17 protein-coding genes, 1 tRNA gene and 1 pseudogene are annotated in these 20,953 nt (G+C 33.0%); 8 read left to right on the top strand and 11 right to left on the bottom strand.

The window, feature by feature from the left end; translation table 11 throughout:
* Positions 1 to 243: 243 nt before the first annotated feature.
* Positions 244 to 1,161, bottom strand: a complete 918-nt coding sequence (locus A9G43_RS05920) for an FAD:protein FMN transferase (protein WP_218058624.1) — start codon at positions 1,159 to 1,161, stop codon at positions 244 to 246.
* Positions 1,162 to 1,238: 77 nt separating this feature from the next.
* On the bottom strand, positions 1,239 to 4,010 hold the full coding sequence (locus A9G43_RS05915; protein WP_065607439.1) for a flavocytochrome c: 2,772 nt from the start codon (positions 4,008 to 4,010) through the stop codon (positions 1,239 to 1,241).
* A 522-nt stretch (positions 4,011 to 4,532) separates the two neighbouring features.
* On the opposite strand from A9G43_RS05915, the gene A9G43_RS05905 reads away from it, so the two are divergent.
* The gene (locus A9G43_RS05905) at positions 4,533 to 5,585 is read left to right on the top strand and encodes a dihydroorotate oxidase (RefSeq protein WP_065607435.1); all 1,053 of its coding nucleotides are present in this window, start codon (positions 4,533 to 4,535) and stop codon (positions 5,583 to 5,585) included.
* A gap of 452 nt (positions 5,586 to 6,037) precedes the next feature.
* Here the strand turns inward: A9G43_RS05905 and A9G43_RS05900 are convergent.
* Both A9G43_RS05900 and dnaQ read right to left on the bottom strand, forming a co-directional pair.
* Positions 6,038 to 6,114, bottom strand: a tRNA-Asp gene (locus tag A9G43_RS05900).
* 116 nt (positions 6,115 to 6,230) lie between these two features.
* Entirely contained in the window at positions 6,231 to 6,965 is a 735-nt protein-coding gene (dnaQ, locus tag A9G43_RS05895) for a DNA polymerase III subunit epsilon (protein ID WP_255306974.1), read from the bottom strand.
* 179 nt (positions 6,966 to 7,144) lie between these two features.
* Between dnaQ and rnhA the strand changes: the two genes are divergently transcribed.
* The 3 genes from rnhA (at position 7,145) to A9G43_RS05880 (ending at position 9,708) form a co-directional block, all read left to right on the top strand.
* Complete coding sequence (gene rnhA, locus A9G43_RS05890; protein ID WP_065560902.1) at positions 7,145 to 7,618, top strand: ribonuclease HI; 474 nt, start codon at positions 7,145 to 7,147, stop codon at positions 7,616 to 7,618.
* A gap of 85 nt (positions 7,619 to 7,703) precedes the next feature.
* Positions 7,704 to 8,432: a hydroxyacylglutathione hydrolase gene (gloB, locus tag A9G43_RS05885; protein WP_065607433.1), complete on the top strand. Its 729-nt coding sequence runs from the start codon at positions 7,704 to 7,706 to the stop codon at positions 8,430 to 8,432.
* A 208-nt stretch (positions 8,433 to 8,640) separates the two neighbouring features.
* A complete protein-coding gene (locus A9G43_RS05880) occupies positions 8,641 to 9,708 on the top strand; it encodes a transglycosylase SLT domain-containing protein (RefSeq protein WP_065607430.1) in 1,068 nt (355 codons plus the stop codon).
* Here A9G43_RS05880 and A9G43_RS05875 read toward each other — a convergent pair.
* The 3 genes from A9G43_RS05875 to rlmC form a co-directional block, all read right to left on the bottom strand.
* On the bottom strand, positions 9,689 to 10,468 hold the full coding sequence (locus tag A9G43_RS05875) for an endonuclease/exonuclease/phosphatase family protein (RefSeq protein ID WP_065607428.1): 780 nt from the start codon (positions 10,466 to 10,468) through the stop codon (positions 9,689 to 9,691). The genes A9G43_RS05880 and A9G43_RS05875 overlap by 20 nt on opposite strands.
* Complete coding sequence (gene gshA, locus A9G43_RS05870; RefSeq protein WP_065607427.1) at positions 10,461 to 12,029, bottom strand: glutamate--cysteine ligase; 1,569 nt, start codon at positions 12,027 to 12,029, stop codon at positions 10,461 to 10,463. The genes A9G43_RS05875 and gshA overlap by 8 nt, the downstream gene beginning before the upstream one ends.
* Positions 12,030 to 12,281: 252 nt before the next feature.
* Positions 12,282 to 13,424 (bottom strand): 23S rRNA (uracil(747)-C(5))-methyltransferase RlmC, encoded by a 1,143-nt coding sequence (rlmC, locus tag A9G43_RS05865; protein ID WP_065607425.1) that lies wholly within the window; start codon positions 13,422 to 13,424, stop codon positions 12,282 to 12,284.
* A gap of 227 nt (positions 13,425 to 13,651) precedes the next feature.
* On the opposite strand from rlmC, the gene map reads away from it, so the two are divergent.
* Positions 13,652 to 14,440 carry a type I methionyl aminopeptidase gene (gene map / locus A9G43_RS05860; protein WP_065607423.1) on the top strand — a complete coding sequence of 263 codons (789 nt, stop codon included), beginning with the start codon at positions 13,652 to 13,654 and terminating at the stop codon, positions 14,438 to 14,440.
* A gap of 62 nt (positions 14,441 to 14,502) precedes the next feature.
* Here the strand turns inward: map and A9G43_RS05855 are convergent, their stop codons facing one another.
* Both A9G43_RS05855 and A9G43_RS05850 read right to left on the bottom strand, forming a co-directional pair.
* Positions 14,503 to 15,372, bottom strand: coding sequence for a co-chaperone YbbN (locus A9G43_RS05855; RefSeq protein ID WP_065607421.1), 870 nt, complete (start codon positions 15,370 to 15,372; stop codon positions 14,503 to 14,505).
* A gap of 27 nt (positions 15,373 to 15,399) precedes the next feature.
* Positions 15,400 to 16,170 carry an SDR family oxidoreductase gene (locus tag A9G43_RS05850; protein ID WP_065607419.1) on the bottom strand — a complete coding sequence of 257 codons (771 nt, stop codon included), beginning with the start codon at positions 16,168 to 16,170 and terminating at the stop codon, positions 15,400 to 15,402.
* A gap of 98 nt (positions 16,171 to 16,268) precedes the next feature.
* Here A9G43_RS05850 and A9G43_RS05845 point away from each other — a divergent pair, with 98 nt between their 5' ends.
* Positions 16,269 to 16,961 carry a 5'-methylthioadenosine/adenosylhomocysteine nucleosidase gene (locus A9G43_RS05845; RefSeq protein WP_065607417.1) on the top strand — a complete coding sequence of 231 codons (693 nt, stop codon included), beginning with the start codon at positions 16,269 to 16,271 and terminating at the stop codon, positions 16,959 to 16,961.
* Positions 16,962 to 16,988: 27 nt separating this feature from the next.
* Here A9G43_RS05845 and rnd read toward each other — a convergent pair whose 3' ends face one another.
* Positions 16,989 to 18,071: a ribonuclease D gene (gene rnd / locus A9G43_RS05840; protein ID WP_065607416.1), complete on the bottom strand. Its 1,083-nt coding sequence runs from the start codon at positions 18,069 to 18,071 to the stop codon at positions 16,989 to 16,991.
* Positions 18,072 to 18,280: 209 nt separating this feature from the next.
* Here rnd and cmoA point away from each other — a divergent pair, with 209 nt between their 5' ends.
* Positions 18,281 to 19,012 (top strand): carboxy-S-adenosyl-L-methionine synthase CmoA, encoded by a 732-nt coding sequence (gene cmoA, locus A9G43_RS05835; RefSeq protein WP_065607414.1) that lies wholly within the window; start codon positions 18,281 to 18,283, stop codon positions 19,010 to 19,012.
* A 37-nt stretch (positions 19,013 to 19,049) separates the two neighbouring features.
* Positions 19,050 to 20,042, top strand: a complete 993-nt coding sequence (gene cmoB, locus A9G43_RS05830; protein WP_065607413.1) for a tRNA 5-methoxyuridine(34)/uridine 5-oxyacetic acid(34) synthase CmoB — start codon at positions 19,050 to 19,052, stop codon at positions 20,040 to 20,042.
* Positions 20,043 to 20,094: 52 nt separating this feature from the next.
* Here the strand turns inward: cmoB and A9G43_RS05825 are convergent.
* Positions 20,095 to 20,895, bottom strand: a pseudogene (locus A9G43_RS05825) (IS3 family transposase); the annotation flags it as partial.
* Positions 20,896 to 20,953: the final 58 nt, after the last annotated feature.

The raw sequence follows: 20,953 nt of genomic DNA, 5'->3' as shown, positions 1-20,953 counted from the left end.
TAACTTAAATATTATTTAATTTATAAGATTTAATTCAGTTACAATAATACTATTCTTTGTTTGGCTATTATTTATAATTGCTCATGTTTGCATAATCAAAAAAAATTCAATAAAATCAATAATCCACCTGAATGTTTTTTGTGAAAAGACCTATATATTAAGTCATTTACACAAAAACAAAATTGATAAAAAATAATAAAATTATATCGTTAACTAAAATCGCATTTATTGCAAATTGAATAATTAATCTATTTTTATAGTGTATTGAGTATCGGTTTTTTGAAAACTAAAGTTATCAGGATTTATTAATGCTATAGTTTTATTTTTTAGCAAAAATATGGCTGATAAATTTTGATTCTTTCGCAAATACGCCTTACTTTTCTCAATCCCCCATCCATAAAAAACAGTCGAATAAATATCGCCTTCTAATGAAGAATCTGAAATTATTGTCACACTTTCAAGTTCGTTGTCCAACGGATAGCCTGTTTTGGGATTAAATATGTGATGATAAAGTTTATTTTTTTGCATAAAAAAGCGCTCATAAATTCCCGATGTGACAACTGATTTATTTTTAACTTTAATAACGCCAGACAGCTCATCACTAATTGAAAACGGTTTTCTTAATCCTATATTCCAATAACCACTTTGTTCTGTTAAACACTCACCTAAAGTTAATACATTTCCACCTAAGTTAATAATACCTTGATACACTTGATTTTCGAGTAAAACCAATTTGACGATATCAGCAATATACCCTTTAGCAATTGCACCTAAATCAATTTCCATTCCAGTTTTTTTTAAAAAAACGGAATGTGTGTTTGTATCAAGTTCGACATTTTTAGGATCAATTAACAATAGTTGTTGTTTTATTAATTCAGCAGATGGTACTTGATAACCTTGGAAACCAATCTTCCAAAGCTTAACTAATGGGCCAATAGCAAAATTAAAGCAACTATTGAAATAAAGACTGACTTTTTGAGCTTGTTCAATTAGGGAAAAAATAGGTTGACTCACTGTCACTGGGTGTTTACCCGCAGCTAAATTAATTGACATAACTTCTGAAAATAGCCGGTTAACAGTCAATTTATCCTCAAGCATTTTAATAATTTGAAAAACAGTGTGTGCAACGGCTTCATTTGGCTCTAAAAGCGTTAATGACACCGTTGTTCCCATTAAAGTTTGAGAATATTCATATCTCGAATACACCATATTAAACAAGCTCAGCTAGTTGTAATAATTTAATTTTTAATATAATCAGCAGCTTTTTTACCCGCTTGTCTACCAAAAATAATGATATCAGCAACAGCATTGCCACCAATACGGTTAGCACCATGTACACCGCCAACAACTTCGCCTGCGGCAAAGACCCCTTGGATGATATTTTTATTAGCATCTAGGACTTGTGTTTGGGTGTTGATTGTCACTCCCCCCATGGTATGGTGAACGCCCGGTGCGATCTTTATTGCATAGAAAGGACCTTTTTCTATTGGATGACGTATACCTGTTGTTCGGCCAAAATCCTCGTCTTGTTTGGTAATAGCAAACTGATTATAACGCTTTACTGTTTTAGTTAATTTATTAGTATCAATTGATAATTTTTGTGCTAATTCTTCAATGGTATTTGCTTGTGATACAAGTTCATTTGAAACATATTCTTCCACTGCTTTGTTTTCATTACGGACTTGTTGATCAAATAAGATATAAGCATAGTGCTCAGGTAATTTTATAATCTCAGCTGAAACTTTATCCCTTGTATCAAGTTCATTAACGAATCGTTGACCATTTTGTGATACAAGTATTGCGCCTCCACCTCGAATCGATTCAGATATTAAATAAGATGTTGTTTGTTCAACCGTTGGGTGGATTTGAATCTCTTCCATATCAACGGTTCCTGCACCAAGTTTTTCCAATAACATAATGCCTGAACCAGTAGCACCTTTGTGATTAGTGGTGACAAAACCTTTAAGATCGGGTCGATATTTTTCAACCATTGTGGTATTGGCACTAAACCCACCAGTTGCAATAATAACTACTTTTGTTTTTATTACGTGATTTGAGCCATCTTCTTCTGAAACTTTAACACCAACCACTTTATTATTTTCTGTCATAATTTCAGTAACTACAGTATCAAGCATAACATCAATACCACGCTTATTGATGTTTTTAACTAGGCCACTAATTAAAAAACCACCTACTGCAGCACCACTTTCAGGGCGGTGAGTTCGATCAATACTCATTCCACCAGTTGTTGTAATACCACTTAATTCAATACCATTTTCATCTAACCAATCAATGGCATTTGGTGCATTTTCAACAAAATAATGTAATAAATCAGGGTTATTTTTATTTTTTCCGCCTGTCATCGTTTCGTTATAAAAGAGTTCTTTACTATCTGTAATACCTTTGAGTTTTTGGAATTTGGTTTCTGCCGCATTCATACCGGCTGAAGCTTTATTGGTATTACCGCCAATTACAGACATTTGTTCAACAATAACCACATTTGCACCAAGATCATGAGCTTGGATCGCAGCAGTAAGCCCTGCTCCACCACTACCAACAACCACAACATCAAAGGATTGGTCATTTGGATCACCACCTTCCGCAATAATTGCTTCTTTATTAGATTTTGCCATCGCTTTAGTTACAGCTTTTTTAAATACCTCACATTGTGTCGTTGCGCCAGAAATAGCATCAACATGTGGACTGTTAGAGTCAATAATTCGATGCTTAATTTCAGTAAAATTATTTAATACTTCGCTATCAAAGTTGTTAGCATTAACGAGTTGTATATCTTTGATAAAATCATTTCCTAATTCAACATTAATCAAAAACTCATAAGATTCATCATTAACTTTTTCTTGATAATTACCAGGTTTGAATTTTTTAACATTAAGGTTCACATCCCGAATCAAACTTTCAACAAGCGAAAAATGCCATAGAGGTTCAGGGATATTCAGATCTTCACGTTTATCACTATTGATAAATAGCTCTAGTTTTTCACCTTTCTTTATGCGACTAACCCAATCAGGATAAGCAATGCAAGCTCGACCAACCGCAACTAAATCATAGCCATTGTCGATGGCACTATCCAAATCACTTTGATGAACAACATTACCGACACCTACAACAGGAATTTTTGATAAAATTGGTGAACGCATCGCAACAAATTTTTTAATTAATGGAGTTGGATCTTGAGTATCAACAATCGATGATCTAAGCGTTGTTCCCATTGAGAAATGGACATAATCAAGCCCTTTTAGGGCCAATTTTTCAAGCAAATACATTGTGTCATCAAAACGAATGCCTGGGATTTCTAATTCTTCTGGAGAAAAGCGATAACCAACGATAAACTCTGGAGATGCATATTGTTTTACCATACTATGAGTGATATCTAAGACTGCTAAAGGGAATTGAGTACGATTATCACGATTTCCCCCCCACTTATCATCTCGTTGATTTGAATTTGGTGAATAGAATTGCTGAATAAGATAAGTATTGGCACCATGAATTTCAACACCATCAAATCCAGCTTGGATAGCACGTCGCACTGCTTGGCCAAATTTTTCGATCATTTCATCGACTTCATCAGCGCTTAATGCTACTGGTGTTGCTGCACCAGGGCGTGGTGCTGATATTGCACTTGGCCCCACAGGCGATTGTCCACCAATTAATTTTGGCTCAACCATTCGCCCTCCATGGTAAACTTGAATTACTGCTTTGGAGCCTTTTTCTTTGATTGCCTTCGCAATCTTTGCTAATCCTTCAATTTTGTCATCACTATCTAAACCAATTGCACCAGGAAAAGCTAATCCTTTATTATCAACAAATCCACATTCAACAATAATTGTCCCTATTTCACCAGATCGTACACGATAATATTCAATTAGATCTTGAGTAACTGAACCATCATAAAAACCAGAACAAGTTGTCATTGGGGCCATCATTATACGATTTTTTAGTTCAACTCCATTAGGTAGAGTTATCGGACTAAAAATATGTTCATTTTTCATTTTTATATACCTACTCACTAGTATTTAAACTTTTTAATTATGATAACATTAACAATAGTTACTCTCCACATGGATTATCTACATTAATAACAACAAGTATCATTTTTTAGACAGAAATTTTTTTAGTGTTATTAAGCAATTATAAAATTATCACGATAAATAGGATAAGGTCATGCTTATTTTGGGTATTTTAGAGAGATTATATTGTCGGATTTATGATTTAAAATCTAGAAAAAAATACTATAACCTTTTCATTTGGTTAAATATTTTTATGATTTTTATATTGAACTTTAATTTTATTCAGATAAAATGTGTACAAATTTACACAATAGAGAATAACTTAATGTCTTTAATTCCAATTGGCAGTTCTGAATCAACCCCATCTTTCTACTCTCTATTGTTCCTATTTCTTAATCCTCCTTATGGAGGATTTTTTTTGGACTCTAAAACCTTATTCATTTTATTTTTATTACAACTTAATACCCAACTTCACTTTAAGAACATGCATGATCAGGAGATAGTATGGAATCTTTAACACCTTTTTATAATCCTTCTATAAGCTACGAAGATAATTATGCTCAAGGACCATTTGGGCTTTTTACACAATTAGATAAAGCTGAGCAAATCCCAACAAAATCTTCAAAATTTTTAAACCATGACGTTAATTTACCATTTGGTATACCGGCAGGTCCTTTATTAAATGCAAACTACATAAAAGCTGCATTTGCCTATGGATTTGATTTATGCGTATATAAAACAGTTCGAACAAAACTACATAAATGTCATCCATTACCGAATGTGTTATCAGTTCATCCTAAAGGTAAATTATCGTGTAATTTAGATACAGTATTAGCTGATACTGCTTACAATCAACCTCTATCAATTACCAACTCTTTTGGGGTTCCTTCTTTTTCTCCAGATATTTGGCAACCAGATATGGCTGATGCAGTAAAATCTGCAGGTCATGGGCAATATGTAATTGGTAGTTTTCAGGGGACGCAAAGCAATGAAGCAATAGAAAACGATTATGCTTTAGCTGCAAAATTAGTTAGAGAAACCAATGCGCCTATTCTTGAAGCAAATTTAAGTTGCCCAAACGAAGGAGCAAGTAAACTACTTTGCTTTGATATAGATAAAGTCGAACGCATTGTTAACGCTATTAAAACAGCTGTTCCTGATCGCCCACTTATTTTAAAACTAGCCTATTTCCCTGATGATGAAAGGATCGTTTCTTTATTGACTCGTGTCGGTTCTATTATCGACGGCTTAAGTGCAATTAACACACTGTCAGCTAAACCAGTTGATGCTAAAGGTAATCCTGCCTTAGGTGAAAATAGAAAAGAAGGCGGTGTCTGTGGAGATGCAATTCGTTGGGCTGGTTTAGATATGGTAAGTAGATTAGCTAAATATCGAAAAGAAATGGATCTAAAATTTGTTATTGTTGGTGTTGGTGGTGTTAGTTCTAGTGAACATTATCGTCAGTTTATTGATAATGGAGCCGATGCTATCATGAGTGCTACAGGTGCCATGTGGAACCCAATGCTTGCTATAGAAATTAAGAAAAATCTTAAATAAAATTATTTACAGTTAGGCTCACATTTGTTACAGGGTAACTTACCCTGTAATTTTTTACTGCCCATATACCCTACTGCATTCTTAATTTTTCCTAAAATAATAAAATAAAAGGTATTTACAATACAATTAAGGCCATTGCTAACATTTCAAACAAATTTATTTTTGTTGCTTTCTTTTTTTATATATAAGTTTGATAGTAATGATTATCAGTAAAATAGCTATAAAGACGATCTGAGATATTGTTCAAAAAATAGGTCGTTAATAAATAAAAAAGCACTTTTGGTAGGAGCTGCACGAAAATACTAACTGTCCCAATAAAAATGAAGCACTACCCATAATTATAAAAAACCATTTTTTAAACATTATTAAATGTGACTTAGAAAGGTTTCAGTATTCAATTCAATTATGGCGATGTTGATTATATTATAAAAGTGCAATTAGAAAATTTGAATTGGCGGAACGGACGGGGCTCGAACCCGCGACCCCCTGCGTGACAGGCAGGTATTCTAACCAACTGAACTACCGCTCCGCTTTATTTGATAGCTTTAACGTCGAAACGTTAAAGTAGGCGTGATATTAAAGATTATTTTTATTCTCGTCAATAAAATTTTTAAAATATACGATCAATTGAATACAAAACAATCATTAATTTATATTCCACAATGCTCCCCCACTTTTTTTGTCAATTTTTTTTAAAATAATCTCATGTTCAGAAAGTTCATGTCCTGTGGCTCTGATTACTTTCAAAGGCACACCATTACGTTCTACTCTTTTAATTGAATTAGATTCTAATAAAGATGAGTTATTATCTTCAGAACTAAAAGACAATGTCGTTTGCCCACCTGTCATAGCTAAATAGACTTCAGCTAAAATCTCAGCATCTAATAATGCACCATGCAATGTTCGGTGGGAATTATCTATCTGATAACGTTCACATAACACATCTAAATTATTACGTTTACCTGGAAACAAACGCCTTGCCATAGCCAAGGTATCAGTAATAATACAATGATCAGCTGTTTTAAAATCCAGACCACAAAGACGAAATTCATAATCCATAAAACCTACGTCAAATGATGCATTATGGATAATTAACTCGGCACCATCTATAAATTTAATAAAATCGTGAGCAACATTTTTAAATATAGGTTTATCTTTAACAAAATCATCACTGATTCCATGCACTTTAAATGCATCTTCATCAATTAAGCGTTCGGGGTTTATGTAAACATGAAAATGGTTACCAGTTAAACGTCGATTAATAATTTCAACAGCGCCAATTTCAATAATCTTATGTCCTTCATAATGATTATTACCTTCTTGGTTCATACCTGTCGTTTCAGTATCTAATACAATTTGTCGTGTAGAATTATGGATCACTTTCTTCTCTTTTATATCAATCGTTGGGAAAAACTTTTATTTAGTGGTATAGTCTAGCACCAAAATTCCTTAAAGTTGATACATTCAAAAATTAATATAGTTCTTAATTTACTTAAGTCACAGAATTACAGTAAATAAATTAATAAAAAATTTAAATAGTCATAAATGAAATTAAAAAGATGTTAAAAAAAATTGAAATATATACTGATGGCTCTTGCCTAGGTAACCCCGGTTCTGGTGGTTATGCTGCAATTTTAAAATATAAAACAAACGAAAAAATATTATCAGAAGGTTTTTTTAAAACTACGAATAATCGTATGGAATTATTAGCTGCAATTGTTGCTTTAGAGCAATTAAAGCAGCCTTGTCAAATTGAATTATATTCTGATAGTCAATATTTGCGAAATGGAATTATTAATTGGATACATGGTTGGAAAAAAAATGGTTGGAAGACCGCCAACAAAAAACCAGTAAAAAATGTTGATTTATGGAAAAGACTTGATCAAGTAGTACAAACTCACAAAATTGAATGGATTTGGGTCAAAGGTCATGCTGGGCATATTGAAAACGAGCGTTGTGACATTATAGCTAAAACACAAGCTCAATCCCCTACACTACAAGATACTATATTTGAACAATGCATAAATGGTTAATGTATTAATTAAATATTTTTATTCAATTTTAAAAAGTTTATTTGCTTTTAACGACATAATTTATAATTAATGGTAAAAAATTAAAATGTATAAACTACATAGCATTGCATCCTTAAAGGATAATTATATTTGGATTCTAACCAATGCCAGTAACCAAGCCATAATTATCGATTCTGGGGAAGCAGAACCTGTTATTAATTATATTAATAAGCATAAATTAATACCCCTTGGAATTTTACTTACTCATCACCATATTGATCACACTGGAGGAGTAAACCAATTAAAAGCTCAATACCAAGATATTGATGTTTACGGTCCAAGTGAAATCAATTTACCAATTAATTATCTTATTAAACAAGATAAAGTCTGTATTGGTGATTTTAGTTTTGAAGTTATAGAAGTACCAGGGCACACTCTTGGTCATTTGGCATATTATTGCAGGCCCTATTTATTTTCTGGAGATACTTTATTTTCAGCCGGTTGTGGAAGGATTTTTGAAGGTACTCATGAACAAATGTTAAATTCTTTAAAGCATTTAAAACAATTGCCTAATGATACTTTAATCTGTGCAGGTCATGAATATACTTTATCAAATTTAGCATTTGCGTCCCAAATGCTGCCCGATGACAAAAACATCAAAAACTATTTAGATTCCATTTCTAATAAATCAATGACGTTACCGTCTAAGTTGTCTGACGAAAAAAACATTAACTTATTCATGCGATGTCATGAAAAAGAATTGCAAAAGAAGTTTAAATTTAAAAACAAATTAGATTTGTTTGTTTTTTTTAGAAGCCAAAAAGACATTTTTTAGGTATACTATTGAGCTTAATTTAGGCAAAACTTACGGACTAATGAAAAAATTATTAATTTTTACAATATTATGTTTGTTTTTAATCGCATGTCAGCATCATGGGTCAAGATATAATCCTGTTGTTAGAATAAAGTATTCAAAAAACAGTGCTAATAATACTAATAGTTCCAGTAATTATGTATCTATCACTCAGAATCCATGGCAATATATGCTTAATCAGATTGATACAAATGTTCCCGAAAATAGCCGAGTTAATGCAGAAAGGGAACGATTACTACGTAATCCTAAAGGGTTTGAAACGATTGCTTTACGTTCAGAGCCTTATGTTTATTATATTATCAATCAACTTCGTAGAAATAATCTACCTACTGAACTAGCTTTAATTCCTCTTATTGAGAGCGCTTATGATCCACTTGCTACATCATCTGCTCACGCAGCAGGATTGTGGCAATTTGTTCCTATTACAGCTAAAGAATATGGACTACAACGAAGTAGTTCATTTGATGCACGTAGAGATCTAATTGCATCTACTAACTCAGCCATTTCACTTTTACAAGATTTAAATAAGCGTTTTGATGGCGATTGGCTATTAACTTTAGCCGCTTACAATGCAGGCGAAGGACGAGTTAGAAAAGCTATTGAGAAAAATCGAACTAAAGGTTTACCAATTAATTATTGGTCACTAGACTTACCAACAGAAACTATGCACTATGTTCCTAAAATTTTAGCAATTATTGATATTGTTAAGAATAGCAAACGATATGGCATCAAGTTACCTGATTGTAATTATGAAAATTCCCTCGTTAGAATTGATATATCTAAAAATATTTCATTAGCTAAAATTGCTAAATACTCAGAACTATCACTTGACGAGTTAATGACATATAATGCTGGATATGTGAAACAAACAGTAAACGGTCCTTTCCATTTGCTAGTTCCTTATGTTCATGCTAAAGATTTATTCAAGAAACTACAAGCAGAAAACCTAGTTGCGAATGAAATTACAGAACTTTTACAAGATCTCCCTCGTGCTAATATGCCATTTGAATTTAGATCAGGTTTCATTAAAAACAGCAGTATTGTGAGTAAAGAAAGTTTCTCTAAAAATGTGAAAAAGATTGCTTATCTTGTCAAAGCAGGAGATAGTCTTTACTCTATAGCTCAAAACTATCGTGTGAAAATTACCGATATATTACAATGGAATAATCTGAAGAATTCAAGAGTTCAAGAAGGTGATATATTGACAATTAATCTTGTCAATGCAAATCCAATCTAAAATTCACTAATAAAGGATTATGATCTGATGCGGTTGTACTAATAATTTCAGCCGCATTAAGTTGTAATCCTCGGTAAAACACAAAATCAAGCGGTCTGCCCATAAATCTTTTTCGAGAATCCACTAAAAAATTAACCGGCTTAAGTTCAATTGAACGAACAAAATGATACAACAAATTTAATCGTTGCCGACTCCATGCATTAAAATCACCCGCTAAAATAACTGGACCAGTATGCTCTTTTATATGATTTAATAGCAAATGTATTTGCTGACGATAAACTTTTACGCCAATACTAAAATTTACAGCATGAATATTAGCAACTAATAACTGCTGCTTGGAATTGCTAATAGGATAAATAGTGACTAAAGCAGATTTAGAAACACGGATTAGTGGTTCTTTTTCTCTAAAAGAAAAAAGTGAGGTTGGTAATGAATCAGAAATTGTCATGACTCCAGCATAAATGTCATTAAAACAATATGCTGGAACATGATCCGCAATTTTATTATGCTGTGAAATAAAATTAATTAACGGCGATGTTGTTTGTGCTTCTTGTAATATAATAAGTTTAGTTTTATCAACATAGTGTTTAAGCATATCAAGACAATCAGCCCTTCTTAGTTTAAAAATATTCCAAACTAAAATAGAAAACGATGTTTGATCAATTAACGGTCTATTTACTGCTATTTGTTGATAAGGAAAAATCAACTCAACTTTGTTGTTTGCCTGATATCGTAAAGTATAACAGCGCTTTTTAAACATTTTTGTCGTTCAAATTTTTTAAATATTGATCAAAAGATAGAGTATCATTCTGCTCTTTCTTTACCTGTTTCTCAATAGATAAATTGCGTTGTTGTACAAAATCACCTTCGGTTAATAATGCTAAAGGTTCTACCATAAGCTGTTTTTTATATTGATTTGCTAAAGCTAAACCAAATTCTGCTGTACCTAAATCACTTATTGCTTGCAATGTTCTTGCTGATAAAGTTAATTCAGGTTGATCAAACATTAAATCTAGACGTTCACAAACATTACGATAACGCTGCATATCATCTTGATGATCTAAAACATCAGCAACACGTAACAAATCTTTAAATAATTCGTGACCAACTTTAGATAATGGCTCTCGATTACTTTCACAGCCAATACCAATCTCAAGTCCTGGTTTTCGCCCTTCTATTATGACTCTATTCCAATTCAATTTAGCACATTCAAGTTCTTTACTACTCATCTCTGGGGCTGGTGCTAGTGCACACCAAATTAAAAATAGATCTATAAAACGTATTTGATCTTCAGTAATTCCTATTGGCGAAAATGGATTAACATCTAATGCTCTTACTTCAATATACTCAATACCACCACGCAAAAGTGCATCCGATGGAGATTCCCCTGCCATTGGCACTCGTTTAGGTCGAATAGGTGCGTAAAACTCATTTTCAATCTGTAATACATTATCATTTAATTGGCGATAATGCCCATCCACTTTAATTCCTAACTTAGCAAAATCTGCAGACTCTGTGCGCGTTGCACGTTTTAGTCCCTCTACATATGTCTCCAAATGGTTAAAAGTAATACCAAGCTGTTTTTGAGCATTATTGGTGTATCCAATATCACTTAATCTTAAAGAAGTTGCATAAGGCAAATAGCAGTTGCCATTTGTTTGTTCAATAAAGGCTTGTGCTTTAACTGGATCTTGAATAAATGAAGAACACATTGATGGCGATGCACCAAATAAATAAGGAATAACCCAACCAAAACGATAATAATTTCGTATTAAGGTAAAATAACCTTCAGAAATTATAGCTTTACCTTCTTCGGTATTTTTAACCCCTTCTCTTGCTTGCCAAAATGCAGTTGGTAGTGAAAAATTATAGTGAACACCTGAAATGGTCTGCATCATTGCACCATAGCGGTTTTTCAATCCTTCACGATAAATCGTTTTAAAGCGACCTTCATTAGAAGTACCATATTGAGCAAGAATAATATCTTTTTTGTTTGCAACAAAACAAGGCATACTTAAAGGCCACATCATTTCATCACCAATATTTACGCTAGCATAACGATGCAAATCGCGCAAAAACGTCAACATATAATCTATATTAGTATTAACTGGCGTGATAAATTCTAACATTGATTCGGCAAAATCAGTTGTTATCCAAGGGTGGGTTAACGCAGCACCAATTTTTGAAGGAAATGGCGTTTTTGACAATGATCCATCAGGCAAAATACGTAAAGTTTCTCGTTCAATACCACGTTGAATACCTTGTAAAATGGTGTAGTGTTTTTCTAACCAACTAAGTGCTTTTGAAACATCAGGAATCATATTTTGCGCTTCCTTAAAATTTAGTTATTTGATATTTATATTAGCATAATTTAAAATTATGCGATGGGCTAATTTATGACAACATTTGGAATAAAAAGCATTATACGTCGTAATATAGCAATCCTAAAAACTATAATTTACTATTTTTATTACAAATAATTTGATCTTAAAAGCATGACAACTTTTAAAAAATAACAGCTATTTCATGGATAGGAAATAGCACATATAATATTTATCATAAATCTATTTTATTTATAATCGTTGCAATAAAATTAATACTTCCATATGTGAAGTATGCGGAAACATGTCAAATAATTTTACTTTTTGGATTTGATAATTTGGCAGTAACATTAAATCATCAACTAATGAAAATAAGTTACAACTTGAATACATAATATAATTAGGTGCCATTTGTTTCAAATACTGCATAAGTACTTTACCTGCCCCTCGTCTTGGGGGATTTAGTAAAACTAAATCCGGTACATTTTTTTGAGCTGTAGCGTATTGTGTTGCGTCAAATGCTTTGAAGTTTAATTGTTTAAAACCTAATTTTTTTGCTGATTTAGTTGCACACTCTATTGCGTCTGAATTAATTTCAATACCTGTAAGGCTAATATTTTTCTCAGCAACAAGGTTAGCACAACTTAACCCAAAACCACCTACCCCACAAAACATATCCCAAATAGACTGAATAGGTAAATCTGTGACCCAGTCACTTGCTGTTTTATAAAGGCTGCTGGCAACATATGGATTTGTTTGAAAAAAGCTTTTAGGTTTAATAAAAAGAGGAGTGTTATTTAAAGTTATCGGAAGAAATGAATTATCAGTTAAGACTATTTCTTCTTCACCTTCTAAAATAGCCGCATGATTTGGTTGAATATTTATCGAGATTACGTCTAAGTTTTGAATTTTGTCTTGTAATTGTTTAATAGAATCATTTATTTTAGCAACAAACTTGTATGATTTTAAAACAAATCGCAACATAAAGTTGCTCGTACTCTCAATTTTACTTTCAGTAATTATAACAAATTTCAACTCCCCTTTACGCTTATTAATATTATAAGGAATAAGCCCTTGTTTACGAATGAAAGTTCGAATAAGTTTTAGGATATTTTGCATACTGTTTGAGTAAAGAGGACAATCACATAAATCGACTGCCTCATTCTCCGTTTGTATTCCTAAAACGGGCTTTTCAACACTGCCTAACACTGCCATCTTTGCTTTATTACGAAAAGCGGTTTCATGACTAGCAAAAGGTTCTTTAACCTCGTTTGGTTTAAAATGAGTTAATTGTTGTAATAACTTATTTTGTTTTTCTGCCAGTTGTACATGATAAGGATGTTCTATCCATTGGCAAGATAAACACTTTTTTTGTTGGTAAAAGTGACATTGCATTGCGATTAAAGCCTTTTTTATAATGGGTATAATTATATACAGAATATCGAACGAATATAAGAATAGTTTTGAATTTTATACTAAAACATATATTTTCCTGAAACTTTTTTACAAAAAATTATAGGAATAAGGAATATAAGAAAAAGGTATAATTAATTCTCTGGTATAATTTGACGAAATAGTGCTGTATGATAGGATATTGCCATTAATATTAAAGGAAAAAATTAATGTCTATAAAGTTAAAAACCCCTGCTGAAATAGAAAAAATGCGTATAGCAGGCAAACTCGCTGCTGAAGTTTTAGAAATGATAGAGCCTTATGTTAAACCCGGTATTACTACAGGTGAACTAGACAAGATCTGTTATGAACATATCGTCAATGTCCAAAAAGCTATTCCGGCTAATATTGGTTATCATGGTTATCAACATACTAGTTGTATTTCAATTAATGATGTGGTTTGTCATGGTATTCCAAGTTTTGACAAAAAGTTAAAAGATGGCGATATTCTAAATATTGATGTGACAGTTATTAAAGATGGTTTTCATGGCGATACATCTAAAATGTACATTGTTGGTAAGCCAACTATCACAGGTGAAAAATTATGCCAAGTTACACAAGAGAGCCTTTACGAGGCGATTAAAATTATCAAACCTGGCATTCGTTTAAAGGAAATTGGTAAAACGATACAAAAATATGTCGATAAGTTTGGTTTTTCTTCAGTTCGTGAATATTGTGGTCATGGTATTGGTGAAGTCTATCATGACGAACCTCAAGTTTTACATTATGACGCTGATGACGGCGGTGTAATTTTAAAACCAGGAATGACCTTTACCATTGAACCAATGGTAAATACTGGTGACTGGCGTACTCGTACCATGAAAGATGGCTGGACGGTTAAAACCAAAGATCATGGACTTTCGGCTCAGTATGAACACACTATCTTGGTTACTGAAAATGGTGTTGAAGTCTTAACATTACGCAGTAACGAAGATTTTCCCCGCATTATTGAACACTAAATAAAGTGGATTCAACAATAGTTTATTGTTGAATCCTTTCGCTTTATTAAATTTCATAAATCTTAATATAATAAAGTATACAATTTACGTCGATAACTACTAGCTAACGGATTACTTGTTCCTAATGCCGCCAATAAATCGAGTAATGTTTTCTTCACTTGCCCGTCACCAGCATTAATATCTTTTGTCAATGGTTTGAATAACAACTCTAATGCTTCCTCATGACGCCCTACATGCATTAATTGGGAAGACAATTGAATCATTAGTTCAACGTTATCAGGATGTTGAGCAAATTCTGCCTGTAATTGTTGTAATTCTGGAGAATTAGCAGCTTGTTCAAGTAATTCAATTTCGGCTTGTAATCCATGATAGCTTGAATCTTGATCTTGTAGCGGAATAGTTGCCAGCACTTCTTTTGCTTCACTTAGCTGTTTAAGTTCAATTTGTGATTTTATTAGCATTAATGCAATATCGGTTCTCGGTTTACCCAAATGATCGGTTAATGATTTCCAGGTTTGCCGTAACAGTGGTAATGCTTCTTCATATTTAGCTTCATGAAATAAATTTTGTGCTTCAATTAATTTAAGCTCATCTTCATTTGGTAGCACTTTTTCTAAAAAAGTTTTAATGGTTTCTTCGGATTGAGGACCTTGAAAGCCATCTACAGGTTGACCATTTTGAAATAAATAAACAGTTGGAATGGCCCGCAAACCAAATTGAGCAGCCAGCATTTGCTCTTCATCGCAATTAACACTTGCCAAAATAAATTGACCATGATGTTCATTAGCTAATTTAGTTAAAGTTTGAGTCATTGCTTCATAATTGGGACTTCTTGATGACCAAAAATAAAACAACACAGGGGATTGAGAAGATCTTTTTATAATCTCTTGAATATTTTGTTCATTAACATCAAAAATAAATTGATTTTGCATATTATGTCCTAAGAATACTTTGATTCATTATTTATTTTTTAAAATTCTATCCATTAATCTATCAGGAAGCAAACGTTTAGTAATAGCCGCTATTTTTGTTATTTTTGTTACCCTGTAACGTATTTTTGGAGTTCTATGTTCAAGCGCATGAAATAAGTAAGGTAACAAAGCTTCTGGCGGTAACGTAAATCGTTTGGCAATAGGTGGATTTTTTACAATATTTTCTTTTTCTATTTGATTAACATTATCTGAAAAATGCGTTTTTAATGGCCCCGGTTCAATTAAACTAACTTTGATATTGGTATTAGCTAATTCTAATCTTAGTACATCAGACCATGCTTCTAAAGCATATTTACTTGCTGAATAAGCTCCTCTACCAGGAGTGGCAACAATGCCAACAATTGAGCTGGTTTGAATAATACGTCCTTCATTTTCTGCAAGCATTGCAGGAAGTAGTAACTGAGTTAACTGATGTACACCAAAGAAATTGGTTGAGAATTGAGACTCTAACTGCTCTCGGCTAATTGTTGCTAATCGCCCATATACTCCAAAGCCGGCATTATTAAATAATGCATATAATTGCCCGCCTGTCATAGTTAACACTTCTTTAGCGGCTAAATGAACAGAATCAGGATTATCTAAATCAAGTAATACAGTTTCAAATCCTTGTTCAATTAATTTTTGCTGGTCAGACTTTTTGCGACAAGACGCAATAACACGATAACCACGTTTTTTTAATGCAATGGCTGAAATAAGTCCTATTCCACTTGAACAGCCTGTAATAAAAATTGTTTTCAATTTTTATCTCCGTTTTATTCATATATTGTCAAGCTAATCTTCTGCAATTATGATATCACACTTAAATAGAAGTTACCCAAACTAAGCCAGAGGATCGTATGAAAATCGCTATTATTGCTGCAATGGAAGAAGAAGTTGCCATATTAAAAAGTAAAATTACCCATTATCAAGTTGAACGCCATTTAGGTTGTGATTTTCACCTTGGTCAAATTGCTGGTTGTGAAATAGTTCTACTTCAATCAGGCATTGGTAAAGTAGCCGCAGCTTCAGGCACAACATTATTATTAAATAATTACAAGGTTGATGCCGTTATTAATACGGGTTCAGCTGGAGGACTTTCAACCGAACTCAATATTGGTGACATTATCGTATCAAAAGACGTATTTTATCATGATGTCGATTTAACCGCTTTTGGTTATAAACCAGGGCAAATGTCCGGTTGCCCTGTTGTATTTGAAGCAAGCCAACAATATCAATCATTAGCCAAATCATGTATAAAAAAACAAGGTGTTAATGCAGTTGAAGGATCAATTGGTAGTGGTGATGCATTTATTAATGGTAAAGATACATTAGAACGGATCAAACAAACCTTTCCAAATGCCATAGCGGTAGAAATGGAAGCCGCAGCAATTGGGCATGTCTGCTGGCTATTTAAGGTACCGTTTGTAGTGGTAAGAGCAATCTCAGATAATGGTGATAATGAATCAGCAATGGATTTTCAGTCATTTTTAAAACTTGCAGCCACACAATCGTCCTTAATTGTTGAATCAATGTTAAGCGAGCTAGCCTAAACTCTTTTCAAAAATAGCATACTGATGTCACAAACAATATTTACTAAACAAGGGTTGACGCCAACCAGTTAATATTTCTGGTACGTCACCTTTTTTATCAATTTTCCATTTAATATATTGATTAATTAATCGGCGCGAAAGTAATAAATCTTGATTAAGCCCTGTTTTTGATGAAATGATTTGAGCCGCTTTTTTTAATTCATCCGAGATCTTCTTGAAATCGGGATAAGTATTAATTCTACGAATAAGTGGTACCTCGGGTATCGGTTCAGATAAAATATCGAGAATTTTTTGCCCATATAAACGAATTTCTTTACCTTTCATCCCTAATTTATCAAGTTCAGCTAATGAAGACGGTAAATAACGTGCTATTTTCCACAAAACTTCTTCGCGTATAACAAAATTTAAAGCGATATCTTGCTCTTTGGACAAATTATATCGCCAACTTGCTAATTTATACAATTGACCTAGACTTTTCCCTTTCAATTGCCAACTATTTTTAATATTTAGATAAGCGTTGTTTGGATCTATCACTGTACATTTACGAACCACCGCCATTTGGCACTCTTGATAAGCGGCTTGCAAATAATCATTTTCGGTTAATTGTGATTTTAGAATGTTTACTAATGGAAAAAGATATAACACATCATTAATAGCGTACTCACACTGTTTTTCGGTTAATGGTCGTTTTAACCAGTCTGTTCGAGTTTCACTTTTATCTAGCTCTACTTCTAAATATTTTTTTACTAAACAGGCATAACCAGAACTTAACGGATTATCTAAAAAAGAAGCCAATATTTGGCTATCAATAATAGGAGTCGGCACCATTCCAAAGTAATGAAGAAAAACCTCAATATCTTCACTACACGAGTGGAAATACTTTTCAATTTTAGGATTTTTTAAGATCGTTAAAAAATCTTGCCAATCGCTAATAGTGATTGGATCAATTAATGCAGCATGTTTTCCATCAAAGACCTGCAATAGACCTAAATGTGGATAAAATGTACACGTACGTACAAATTCTGTATCTAATGCAATCGCTGAACTTTTTTCGATTTTTGAACAAAACTCAGCTAGCTGATCATTATTAACAATAAGTTGATAAGACAAAGTAAAATTCCTATTTAGATAAATCTATTTATTGTGTACTTTTTTAATACGATATCAATCACCACAATTTCAGAACGAGTCATTAAGCGAACTAATCACAATAACCATAAACAAAATAGAAAAAATTAACAAAACTCATAATTATTTGAACAATTAAATATAAATAATGATATCATAATAAAATTATTTTTTCGTACCAATAACTTTTTATGGATATTAAAAAAGACCAATTATTCATCACACCTATTGAAAAATTGGGAGATTGGACTTTTGATGAAAAAGTTGCTGAAGTTTTTCCTGATATGGTGCAGCGCTCTGTTCCTGGCTATTCTAATATCATCTCAATGATCGGCATACTAGCTGAAAGGTTTGTACAACCCAATTCAATGATTTATGATTTAGGTTGTTCTTTAGGCGCGGCAACATTATCTATCCGACGCAATGTCAATCAAGAAAATTGCCATATTATTGCGGTTGATAATTCTCAGCCAATGGTTGAACGTTGTAAGCGGCATATTGAATCCTACAAATCAAGCACACCTGTAGATGTAATTTGTGATGATATTTGCCATATTAACATGCAAAATGCATCAATGGTTGTACTTAACTTCACCTTACAATTTTTAACCCCTGAAAATCGTCAACGTGTTTTAAATAATATCTATAATGCGTTAAAACCAAATGGTATTTTAGTCCTATCTGAAAAATTTAGCTTTGGTGATACCTGCATTGATGAATTACTATTTAATATGCATCATGATTTTAAACGTGCTAACGGCTATAGTGAGCTTGAAATCAGCCAAAAACGTAACATGCTAGAAAACGTCATGCTAACTGATACTATCGAAACACATAAACAGCGACTATCTGAAGCTGGTTTTAAACACATTGACACTTGGTTCCAATGTTTTAATTTTGGCTCTATTATTGCCATAAAATAACAGATTAATTTAAGCGTAATTGATAAAGGATAACAGAATGATTGATTTTGGTGATTTTTACCAGATTATCGCAAAAAATAGACTTAGTAGCTGGCTTGAAGTATTACCTGCACAACTCGCAAATTGGCAAAAACAAAACATAGATAGTCGCTTTAATCAATGGCTCAACAGTATTAAACATTTACCATCCATCTCACCTTATCAAATTGATTTATTACATAGTGTTACAGCGAAATCAAAAGAGTCTCTTTCTACGGGTGAACAGCAAAGGATAATGCAATTATTAAAAAATATGATGCCATGGCGCAAAGGCCCTTTCCACTTGTATGGAATTGATATTGATACAGAATGGCGTTCAGATTGGAAATGGGAACGCTTAATTAAACATATTGATTGTTTAGAAGATAAAATTGTTTTAGATGTGGGTTGTAACAGTGGTTATCATTTATGGCGAATGATTGGCGCTGGAGCAAAACTCGCTGTCGGAATTGATCCTATGGCGCTTTATCTATGCCAATTTGAGGCTATTCGTAAACTACTAGGTAACGATCAGCGAGCACATTTATTACCACTTGGAATTGAACATCTCCCTAAACTTAATGCTTTTGATACCGTATTTTCAATGGGGGTTTTATATCATCGTCGATCGCCACTTGATCATTTATTCCAATTGAAGGATCAATTGGTTGAAGGTGGACAACTAGTACTTGAAACTTTGGTTATTGATGGAGAATTACATCAAGCGTTAATGCCAGGTGATCGTTATGCACAAATGGGTAATGTCTATTTTATACCTTCTACTCCTACAATGATTAATTGGCTGGAAAAATGCGGGTTTTCAGATGTAAAAATGGTTGATATATCATTAACTAATTTTGATGAACAACGCAAAACAGAATGGATGACATCAGATTCTCTTGCCGACTTTTTAGATCCAGATGATTCAACCAAAACAATTGAAGGCTATCCAGCCCCAATGCGAGCCATTTTTATCGCAAAAAATAATATCATAGCAAATAAAGCTCCATGAGCTTTATAAATTGAATGTTATCCCAAACTTAGTACACAACTTACGTAGAAAATTAAGCTGCCTGTTTTAGTGTTTTATACTCAATCGGTGTCATGTTATTTAATGCCTCATGCGGTCTTTCGGTGTTATAAATCGTTAGCCATTCTTCGGTTATTCTCTTTGCTTGTGCTAAGTTGTTAAAAAGATATAAATCGAGTACTTCAGTACGATAGGTACGATTAAATCGTTCAATATAGCCATTTTGATAAGGGCTACCGGGCTGGATATAATCAATGGTTATATTATGTGATTTAGCCCAGTTTATAAAGGTTTTTCCTGTAAATTCTGGCCCATTATCGACGCGTATTTTTAATGGATACCCATGATATTCAGCCAATTTATCTAAGTAACGGGTAACTCTCCCTGCTGGTAAGCTTACTGCAATATCAATGCCTAACGCCTCACGATTAAAGTCATCGATGACATTGAATGTCCTAAAGTGACGCTGATTACGACTACTGTCACTCATAAAATCCATTGACCAGCACTCACCTTGTTTATTGGGGACTAATAACCTTTCCAGGCATCGTGGAGGAATACGTTTTTTACGCTTTACCCTGAGATTAAGCTTTAATTGGCAATACACCCGATACACCCGTTTATGATTCCATTTATAGCCGAGCTTTTTAATACGATTAAAGCATTTAGGAAAGCCCCAGCGTAAATGCCGGTCTGTGATAGCATTCAACACCGAAATAATCACTGAATCATCCTGTAACTTAGGTTGATAATAGTAAGCACAACGGCTTAAGCCAACAATGGCACAATTCATAGCAATACTAACCGAATGATTTTGTTGTAGTTGCTGTGCCCACGTTTTACGTGCCTTTTTGTGAGCACTAAAGCTTTTTTATGATTTCTTCCTGAAGCTG

Source organism: Gilliamella sp. Occ3-1 (assembly GCF_001690655.1).
Classification (GTDB): domain Bacteria; phylum Pseudomonadota; class Gammaproteobacteria; order Enterobacterales; family Orbaceae; genus Gilliamella; species Gilliamella apicola_P.
This window is presented reverse-complemented; position numbering and strand designations above follow the sequence as displayed.

What these genes read in the sequence shown, in the direction of transcription:
- A9G43_RS05915 (WP_065607439.1), bottom strand. Translation starts at nt 4,010, where the DNA reads ATGAAAAATGAACATATTTTTAGTCCGATAACTCTACCTAATGGAGTT.
- A9G43_RS05905 (WP_065607435.1), top strand. Translation starts at nt 4,533, where the DNA reads ATGGAATCTTTAACACCTTTTTATAATCCTTCTATAAGCTACGAAGAT.
- rnhA (WP_065560902.1), top strand. Translation starts at nt 7,145, where the DNA reads ATGTTAAAAAAAATTGAAATATATACTGATGGCTCTTGCCTAGGTAAC.
- gloB (WP_065607433.1), top strand. Translation starts at nt 7,704, where the DNA reads ATGTATAAACTACATAGCATTGCATCCTTAAAGGATAATTATATTTGG.
- A9G43_RS05880 (WP_065607430.1), top strand. Translation starts at nt 8,641, where the DNA reads ATGCTTAATCAGATTGATACAAATGTTCCCGAAAATAGCCGAGTTAAT.
- A9G43_RS05875 (WP_065607428.1), bottom strand. Translation starts at nt 10,468, where the DNA reads ATGTTTAAAAAGCGCTGTTATACTTTACGATATCAGGCAAACAACAAA.
- gshA (WP_065607427.1), bottom strand. Translation starts at nt 12,029, where the DNA reads ATGATTCCTGATGTTTCAAAAGCACTTAGTTGGTTAGAAAAACACTAC.
- rlmC (WP_065607425.1), bottom strand. Translation starts at nt 13,424, where the DNA reads ATGCAATGTCACTTTTACCAACAAAAAAAGTGTTTATCTTGCCAATGG.
- map (WP_065607423.1), top strand. Translation starts at nt 13,652, where the DNA reads ATGTCTATAAAGTTAAAAACCCCTGCTGAAATAGAAAAAATGCGTATA.
- A9G43_RS05855 (WP_065607421.1), bottom strand. Translation starts at nt 15,372, where the DNA reads ATGCAAAATCAATTTATTTTTGATGTTAATGAACAAAATATTCAAGAG.
- A9G43_RS05845 (WP_065607417.1), top strand. Translation starts at nt 16,269, where the DNA reads ATGAAAATCGCTATTATTGCTGCAATGGAAGAAGAAGTTGCCATATTA.
- cmoA (WP_065607414.1), top strand. Translation starts at nt 18,281, where the DNA reads ATGGATATTAAAAAAGACCAATTATTCATCACACCTATTGAAAAATTG.
- cmoB (WP_065607413.1), top strand. Translation starts at nt 19,050, where the DNA reads ATGATTGATTTTGGTGATTTTTACCAGATTATCGCAAAAAATAGACTT.